Annotated in this window: 9 protein-coding genes; 3 read left to right on the top strand and 6 right to left on the bottom strand. The window is 65.8% G+C overall.

Features of this window, described 5'->3' with window-relative positions:
• Positions 1 to 125 precede the first annotated feature (125 nt).
• Positions 126 to 500, top strand: a complete 375-nt coding sequence (locus tag CH302_RS17065) for a nuclear transport factor 2 family protein (protein ID WP_037187044.1) — start codon at positions 126 to 128, stop codon at positions 498 to 500.
• 134 nt (positions 501 to 634) lie between these two features.
• Here CH302_RS17065 and menE read toward each other — a convergent pair whose 3' ends face one another.
• Genes menE through CH302_RS17040 form a run of 5 tightly spaced genes read right to left on the bottom strand, consistent with a single transcriptional unit; the run spans position 635 to position 3,914 of the window.
• Positions 635 to 1,723 carry an o-succinylbenzoate--CoA ligase gene (menE, locus tag CH302_RS17060; protein ID WP_052047404.1) on the bottom strand — a complete coding sequence of 363 codons (1,089 nt, stop codon included), beginning with the start codon at positions 1,721 to 1,723 and terminating at the stop codon, positions 635 to 637.
• A 58-nt stretch (positions 1,724 to 1,781) separates the two neighbouring features.
• Positions 1,782 to 2,096 (bottom strand): DUF3349 domain-containing protein, encoded by a 315-nt coding sequence (locus CH302_RS17055; RefSeq protein ID WP_037187050.1) that lies wholly within the window; start codon positions 2,094 to 2,096, stop codon positions 1,782 to 1,784.
• A gap of 3 nt (positions 2,097 to 2,099) precedes the next feature.
• Positions 2,100 to 2,429, bottom strand: a complete 330-nt coding sequence (locus CH302_RS17050) for a DUF3349 domain-containing protein (protein ID WP_037187052.1) — start codon at positions 2,427 to 2,429, stop codon at positions 2,100 to 2,102.
• A 23-nt stretch (positions 2,430 to 2,452) separates the two neighbouring features.
• On the bottom strand, positions 2,453 to 2,740 hold the full coding sequence (locus CH302_RS17045) for a hypothetical protein (RefSeq protein WP_037187055.1): 288 nt from the start codon (positions 2,738 to 2,740) through the stop codon (positions 2,453 to 2,455).
• 7 nt (positions 2,741 to 2,747) lie between these two features.
• Complete coding sequence (locus CH302_RS17040; RefSeq protein ID WP_037187059.1) at positions 2,748 to 3,914, bottom strand: inorganic phosphate transporter; 1,167 nt, start codon at positions 3,912 to 3,914, stop codon at positions 2,748 to 2,750.
• A gap of 112 nt (positions 3,915 to 4,026) precedes the next feature.
• Here CH302_RS17040 and CH302_RS17035 point away from each other — a divergent pair, with 112 nt between their 5' ends.
• Together CH302_RS17035 and CH302_RS17030 are read left to right on the top strand one after the other, a co-directional pair.
• Positions 4,027 to 5,451, top strand: coding sequence for a hypothetical protein (locus tag CH302_RS17035; RefSeq protein WP_230596133.1), 1,425 nt, complete (start codon positions 4,027 to 4,029; stop codon positions 5,449 to 5,451).
• A gap of 105 nt (positions 5,452 to 5,556) precedes the next feature.
• On the top strand, positions 5,557 to 6,840 hold the full coding sequence (locus CH302_RS17030) for a sensor domain-containing phosphodiesterase (protein WP_230596134.1): 1,284 nt from the start codon (positions 5,557 to 5,559) through the stop codon (positions 6,838 to 6,840).
• Here the strand turns inward: CH302_RS17030 and CH302_RS17025 are convergent.
• Positions 6,837 to 7,217: a VOC family protein gene (locus CH302_RS17025; RefSeq protein WP_037187064.1), complete on the bottom strand. Its 381-nt coding sequence runs from the start codon at positions 7,215 to 7,217 to the stop codon at positions 6,837 to 6,839. The genes CH302_RS17030 and CH302_RS17025 overlap by 4 nt on opposite strands.
• Positions 7,218 to 7,339 lie beyond the last annotated feature (122 nt).

The raw sequence follows: 7,339 nt of genomic DNA, 5'->3' as shown, positions 1-7,339 counted from the left end.
TATCCCACCTCCGCCGCAAACGCGCGCGCATTTGCCGAACGCGCGCAGTTTCGCGACCTGTTCGTGGGCTGTTCCGCGCGCACCTGACAAACGCGCGCGCATTCGTGCGTGAGACAGTGCACCCCATGCCGCCTGCCTCTGCCGGTCGACCCGACGCCGACGACGACCTGTCGACGGTTCTCGAGCTCGAGCGAGAGCTGCAGACCGAGGAATGTCGACGCGATCGCGAGAGACTGGCCCGTCTGCTCGCCGACGACTTCACCGAGGTCGGAGCCTCGGGCACGATGTGGGACAAGTCGTCGATACTCGACATGCTCGGCAGCGAAAGCCCTGTGGACATCGAGGTGATCGAACCGACCGGACGGGTGATCGGCCCAGGTTATCTGCTGCTGCAGTGGATTTCGAAAACTAGGCAGATGCGCGCTCGCCGAACGTCGCTGTGGCGGCGTACGGACACCGGATGGGAACTGGTGCACCATCAAGGCACGCCGCTCGCGTGACCACTCCGGCGCAAACGCGCGCGCGTTTGCTGAACGCGCGCAGTTTCGCCACCTGTTCGCGAACTATTCCGCGCGCACCTGACGAACGCGCGCGCGTTTGCCGCCAACCGGGGGACTTCCGAGCAGCCGCCTGCTCAGCGCTTCCCCAGCATTGCCCGCAATTCTGCTCGATTCAGTTTTCCCGGCCCTCGGGTCGGCAGTGAGTCGAGGAGAAACAACTCTCGTGGCGCGGCCGTGACGTCCAACGACGATGCGACGTGAGAGCGCAACTCCGCCAACGTCACCGGCGCAGAGGCGACCACTGCGACCACCACTTTCTGCCCCAGTCGCTCGTCGGGCAATCCCACGACGGCGCATTCGAGTATCGCAGGATGTGTGATCAGTGCTGCCTCGACGACCTGAGGGACGACGGTCAACCCACCGGTCGAGATTGCCTCGTCGAGTCGCCCCGAGATGCTCAGTACACCGTCGAGGATGGTTCCGGCGTCGTCGGTGCGGAACCACCCCGGTTCGGCGAAGGCCGGATGATCGGGTAGACCGCGGTATCCCGAGGCCAGAGTTCGTCCACCCAACACGACCCTGCCGTCGTCGATGCGTACGACGGTACTGTGCAGCGGAACTCCGTCGTACACGCAGCCGCCGGCCGTTTCGCTCATGCCGTACGTTCGAACCACGCGGATCCCTGCAGCATGTGCCTTCTCCCGCAACGGAATCGGCGTTGCCGCCCCGCCCAACAACACAGCATCGAGCGAGGCCAACGCAGCCACGGCCTCGGGATTGTCGAATACCTTCACCAATTGGCCGGGAACCAGGGACGTGTAGCGCAGGGGCCCCGACATCCGGCCCACCGATTCGATCAGGGCGACCGGGTCGAAACCGCGGGACACATCCATGATCACCGGCGAGGTTCCGGCGAGCACACTGCGCAGCAGCACCTGCATTCCGGCGATGTGGTGCGCGGGCAACGCCAGCAGCCACGACCCCGGTCCGCCGAGTCGTTCCTCGGTGGCCGTCGCCGACGCCACCAGTGCAGACGCGGGGAGCATGGCGCCCTTGGGAATTCCCGTCGTACCCGATGTCGCGACGACCAGGGCGACGCCGTCGTCGATGGGGGTACCCGGTGCCAGGGCGTCGTGCAGGCGGTGAATCTCGCGAGGATCGTCGGCGGGGACGGGAAGCAGGGCCGGGCCGTCGCCGGCGAGCATGCGGCTCAGCCGCGGCATGATGTCCGCCGCTGTCGGTCCCGACGGAATGGAAACGCTCTCGAGCACGGACTCGAGGTTAGTCCGTGCGGCGGAGGGTGAACGGGTCGGCCAGGGGCCACCCGCCGGCGGCGAGGTTCGCGCGCACTCGATTGACGTCCTCGTCGCGGGGCATCTCGTTGGTGACCTTGGTGATGGTGACCGAGATGCCGGCCTTGTCCGCAGGCAGCCGACCGTCGGCGATGAGGGCGTCCATCACCGACTGCACTTCGTCGTCGGACAGTCGCCGAGTCAGGAGTGCAAGGAGGGGAACGTAGTCCGCCTCGGGTACCCCGTCGGGATACCCGCCGCGAAGCCAACCGACGATCGAGTGGAGGAAAGACGGGACCGACATGGACTACAGGGAAGCCGGATCTGCCAGAGGCCATCCACCTGCTGCGAGACGCGCCGAGACGCGCGCGATGTCCTCGGTCGTCGGCTCGGCGTCGATCTGGTCTCGGATGTACGTGGCGATCTCGTCGTGCGAGATAGCCCCGTCGTCGAGTGCTCCATTGGCGGGGGAGACCAACTCGAGCACGATCTCCTGTACCTGGGTGTCGGTCAATGCGGCGCGGCGCAACAGGGCGACGAGCGGGAAGCGGTCCTTGGGCGGGACGCCCTCGGGGTAGCCCGCCCGAAGCCATTGGAGCACCGATGCCGGGAAGGCAGTCTTCGTTGAATCGGTCATGACGACAGGAGTCCTTTCTCGGGTCAGAAGACGGAGATGCCGAACGTGCTGTCGAGGAAGTTCTTCATGATGAAGAGAATCCCGGCCACGATGGCCACGACCACGACGGTGAAGCAGGCAATCGCGGCGGCGGTGGCCACGGCGGGGCGAGCAACTCGGGTGGTGCCTGCTGCCGCGGCATCGTCGGACGGCTCACCGACGGACAGTGCCTTGAGACCGAAAGCGAAGATCGCGGGCAGGCCTGCGCCCAGGAGCAGACCGACGAGAACAACCTGCCAGAGCGAATCGAGAGTGTGCTTCAGAGTGTCCATGAGTACTTCAGACCTTCACTGGAGAGTCGGTGGGCGCCGGAACGAGGCCGCCGTCCCATTCGGCGTTGACGTTGCCGGGATCGACGGGTTCGCGACGTGAGCGGATGTACATGAAGGCGGCGAGTGCGACGAGGATGGCGAACACCACGAGGATGCCGGGCAGCCCGCCGATCGTGTGGGCGAGCAACCAGCAGACGGCACCGACGATTCCGGCGAGCGGCAGGGTGATCACCCAGGCGACGGCCATACGGCCGGCGACGTTCCAGCGCACTGCGGCGCCCGGCTTTCCGAGTCCCGATCCGAGGATCGAGCCGGTGGCGACCTGCGTGGTCGACAGCGGAAGGCCGAGGTGGCTGGACGTCAGAATGATCGCGGCCGAGGACGCCTCGGCGGCCATGCCCTGCGGAGATGCGATTTCGACCAGGCCCTTGCCCAGGGTGCGGATCACGCGCCAGCCGCCGAGGTAGGTGCCGAGGGCGATCGCCAGCGCACAGGTGACCTTGACCCACAACGGCATCTCCGAGTCGGGGGTGACGGTGCCGTAGGCGACCAGGGCCAGGAAGATGACGCCCATCGTCTTCTGAGCGTCGTTCGTGCCGTGTGCGAGCGAGACGAGCGAGGCCGAACCGATCTGACCCCAACGGAATCCGCGCTCCTTGGACTTCTCGGGTACGGAGTTGGTGATGCGGTAGATGACCCACGTGCCGGCGGTGGCGACGAGGCCGGCCACGATCGGGGCGAGGACAGCGGGAAGGACGATTTTGCTCCAGACGCCGTCCCACACAACGCCGCTGGTGCCCAGACCGGCCATGGTGGCACCGATGAGGCCGCCGAACAGTGCGTGCGACGAGCTGGACGGAATGCCGAGCAGCCAGGTCGCGAGGTTCCACAGGATGCCGCCGACGAGGCCGGCGAAGATGATGGTCAGTAGAGCTTGACCGCCAGTGTCGCCGAGATTGACGACGCCCTTCGCGACGGTGGCTGCTACCTCGACGGACAGGAATGCGCCGACCAGGTTGAGGACAGCGGACAGGGTGACCGCAACCTTGGGCTTCAGTGCCCCCGTTGCGATCGACGTCGCCATGGCGTTGGCGGTGTCGTGGAAACCGTTGGTGAAGTCGAAGGCCAGTGCAGTCACGACCACGACGAGAAGTACGAGGAATTCAGCGCTCACGGTGGAAAGTGTGGGACACGAACGACGTTTCGAGGAAATTTCTTGCGAAGTGTTCTTCTTGGGCACCTCGAAGTCGTGTTGCGTTCATCTTCCGTTCACATTTTTGCCTTATATGTCCCATTCTGCTGTGGCGTGGCGCACGGCTCTCGTCTTCGCGGATCGAGTCGCTGTGGAACAGTGGAACATCGTGAAGGGATCGGGCATGGACGACGCGGTGTGGGCGGCTCTGTCGTACTTCGATTCCGTCGATCCTGCGCTCGCCGCCGACGCGCGACTGGGGTGGGACGGTCTGGTGGACGTGTCCCCGCCCGCTGGCCCGACGCAACATTCCGTGCAGACCTTCCTGTGGGTGTATCTGCGTCACGCGGCCGAGGGGCCCGATCGCGCGGTCGATATCGCCCGCGCGCTCGGCGACCTACTCGACCGGCTCGGACGCGTCGGATACGCGGAGATTGCCCGAAGCGCCGTCACCGAGGAGCTCGTGCGAACACCCGACGACGCCGCATGGTTGCAGCGCTATCGCGCCGCCACCGAACAATCGGGCATCGGTGCCGTCGATACCGAGCTCGTCACCTGGCAGGACGCACCGGCCGGCGTCGAGCGGGCCATCGTCGAAAAGATCGGCGAGACACTGGAAGTCGCGACCATCGCCGGCGAGTTCGAGCCGTCGAAGCCCGGTGGGCGACCGCTCGGAGCCAACGCACAGGCCATGCGTCGTCGCGGAGTCACCGATGCTGTGCTGACGTCCGATCGAGGCAAGGACGACTCCGAGGCCGTCCTGCTCGAGCAGCTTCTCGACCACCGCATCGAGTTGTGGAGCAATTACAGCGCACCACGAGCAGAGCTCTATCTGGGGCTGCGCGAGACGTTGCACGAGGCCGCCCGGCCTGTGTACGGCTGTGTGCGCAGGCTCGAGAGCTTCATCGGCTGCATCGGGGACGGCGTCGCGTTGACCGACGCAGGGTATCTGCCGGACGAGCTGGTGGCGAGCATCGCGACCACGGTGTTTCCTCCGGCCGAACGTCCCATGCACATCGGCCGCGAACTCGACACGGAGAAGGTACTGATTGTCCGACGCCTCCTGATGAGGGTGCGTCTGCTGCGTCGTTCCGCCGGGCGGTTGGTACCGACGGCCCGAACTCGACAGCTCAGCTCCGACGGGCTCTGGCGCGTGCTCACCGCAGGCATCGTCGGAACCGAATACCATCCGGACACGATTGCCGCCGAGGTCGTTCTGGCGCGCATGATCGTCGGTCACGATGTCGCCGACGTGGAAGCGACAGCAGACGACCTCGCGCGTCTGCTGCGAGCCGAGGGATGGACCCATTCCGGCGAGGAGCCCGTTGCCGAGCACGCCGAGCCGCTCGCTCGGACGCTGGTGGCCGAACTGAGCGCGCTCGGTTCGTTCGAGGTACCGGAACCGGGTCACGTGTCCGGATCGCAGACCTCCGGTTCGGTCGCGACCGACGAAGGCAAGCGACTCGCCGCAGCGGTACTGCGGCATCGGCTCCTGCACACGCGCTATCCGTCGTTGTGACCGCTCGCGGACGGGCTATCGGTCGAAACTGCCGATGTGGCACGGTTAAGCTCACTTGGATCCGGTTCCAGAATGGGCCCGGCTGTACGTTGCGAGGTGATGCCGGTGGACGGTGAGGTCGCGGACACCGCGCGCTCCCAGTCTCGCCGGCAGAGTGACTCCGCTCGTCGATACCTCGATGTCGAGGCGACGACGCCTGCTCTGCGCTCGACAGTCGAATTCGCCGCACGCAGCGTCGGATTCGCCATAGCCCAACTCAACGTGCTCGACGAAGACACTCAGTACACGCTGGTGAACGTCGGTGGACCGCCGGTGTCCACGGTCGTGCGAGCCGACACCCTCTGCGACGACGTGGTGCGCTCCGGCGAACCAGCAGTCGTGGCGCACGGCCGAGTCCACGCCACCACCCGGCAGCGCGCCATCCTCGACGACAACGGCATCGCGTCCTACGCGTCGGTTCCGCTGCGCGGGCGAGAGGGCCTGGTGATCGGTACCCTCTGCCTGCTCGATCGCACGCCGCGCCCGCTGTCGGGCGAGCAGATGCAGGAACTCGAACAGTTCGCGTCGGTACTCGAGGAGCAGCTCGACCTGCATCGCCGCGTCGGATCGGGCGTCATCCGGCTCGGTAGCGACAACGACATCGCCGACTCCATCGCCGACGGTCACATCGTCCCCTGGTTCCAGTCGATCGTGGATCTGCGGACGGAGGAGATCGTCGGCTTCGAGGCGTTGGCGCGTTGGCACCACCCCACCCGCGGGATGGTGGTGCCCGCGGATTTCGTACCGTTCGCCGAGGCCAGCGAACTGATCATCGACGTCGACCTGAGTGTTCTCGCGCAGGCCGCCGCCGAGATGAAGAAGTGGCACGTTCATCGTCCTGACCTGCGGCTGACCGTCAACATCTCGGGACGCCACCTCGCGCATCCCGACGGTGTCAGTCAGCTGCAGCGTGCCATCGCGTCCTCCGGGGTGTCGCCGTCGTCGATCTCGCTCGAGCTCACCGAGACCACTGCCGTGACACCGGGGCCGCTGCTGCGCAGGCACATCGACGATGTGCATCGGCTGGGCTTTCGGGTGCTGCTCGACGATTTCGGTTCGGGCTGGTCATCACTCGAACGACTGGTGACGCTGCAGCCCGACGGCATCAAGATCGACGGGCACCTGACGCGATTCATCGACACCGTGGCCGGACGGGCGATGATCAAGTCGCTGGCCGGCGTGGCGAAGGACCTCGATCTGACGATGATCGTCGAAGGCATCGAGAGCCGCGAACAGGCCGACGCTGCTCTCGAGCTCGGCTGCACTCTGGCTCAGGGGTATCTGTGGTCGCGGCCGCAGTCTGCAACGGCGGTGCTACGTGCGATTGCCGACGACGCGTCGAAGCGCTAGCGGTTGTCGCGCCGAAGCGGGTGATCCTGCGGGATCTGCACCAGCACGATGGGAATCGCGTCCGGATCCTCGATCCACATCTCGATCAGACCCCACGGCTCCGTCCGGGCCTCACGCACGATCTCGATGCCGGCGGCCGCTAATTCCTCTGTAGCAGAATCGATATCACGTACCTGCAACCACAGAGCGCCGGAGAACGAACCCGATTTGTCGCCGCGATGGTGCGCGGCGATCTCGAGCAGACCCTGACCCGCGAAGAACACCGTCCCGCCGGGGTATTCGCGACACACCGCCAACGAGAGACCGTCACGGTAGAACTCGAGAGTCCTCTGGTAATCGACCGGCCGGAGAATTGTCCGAGAAGCGAGGATGTCCACACCGCATGGATACCACGATCATCCACAGTCTTCCCGCATACTCCACTCGCGAAGGCCCACCATCGAAATCCATCGCACTGCGGTGCATGCCGCTGCACGTGCTCCAGTCGCGAAACAGTATT

The organism is Rhodococcus sp. 15-2388-1-1a (genome assembly GCF_002259145.1).
In the GTDB taxonomy this organism is placed as follows: domain Bacteria; phylum Actinomycetota; class Actinomycetes; order Mycobacteriales; family Mycobacteriaceae; genus Rhodococcoides.
Note: the sequence above shows the minus strand (reverse complement) of the source record. Positions and strands in the feature narration are given on the sequence as shown.

Bases quoted from the DNA above. Each gene is read 5' to 3' on its own strand.
- menE (WP_052047404.1), bottom strand. From the start codon at position 1,723: ATGCCGCGGCTGAGCCGCATGCTCGCCGGCGACGGCCCGGCCCTGCTT.
- CH302_RS17045 (WP_037187055.1), bottom strand. From the start codon at position 2,740: ATGGACACTCTGAAGCACACTCTCGATTCGCTCTGGCAGGTTGTTCTC.
- CH302_RS17055 (WP_037187050.1), bottom strand. From the start codon at position 2,096: ATGTCGGTCCCGTCTTTCCTCCACTCGATCGTCGGTTGGCTTCGCGGC.
- CH302_RS17065 (WP_037187044.1), top strand. From the start codon at position 126: ATGCCGCCTGCCTCTGCCGGTCGACCCGACGCCGACGACGACCTGTCG.
- CH302_RS17035 (WP_230596133.1), top strand. From the start codon at position 4,027: ATGTCCCATTCTGCTGTGGCGTGGCGCACGGCTCTCGTCTTCGCGGAT.
- CH302_RS17050 (WP_037187052.1), bottom strand. From the start codon at position 2,429: ATGACCGATTCAACGAAGACTGCCTTCCCGGCATCGGTGCTCCAATGG.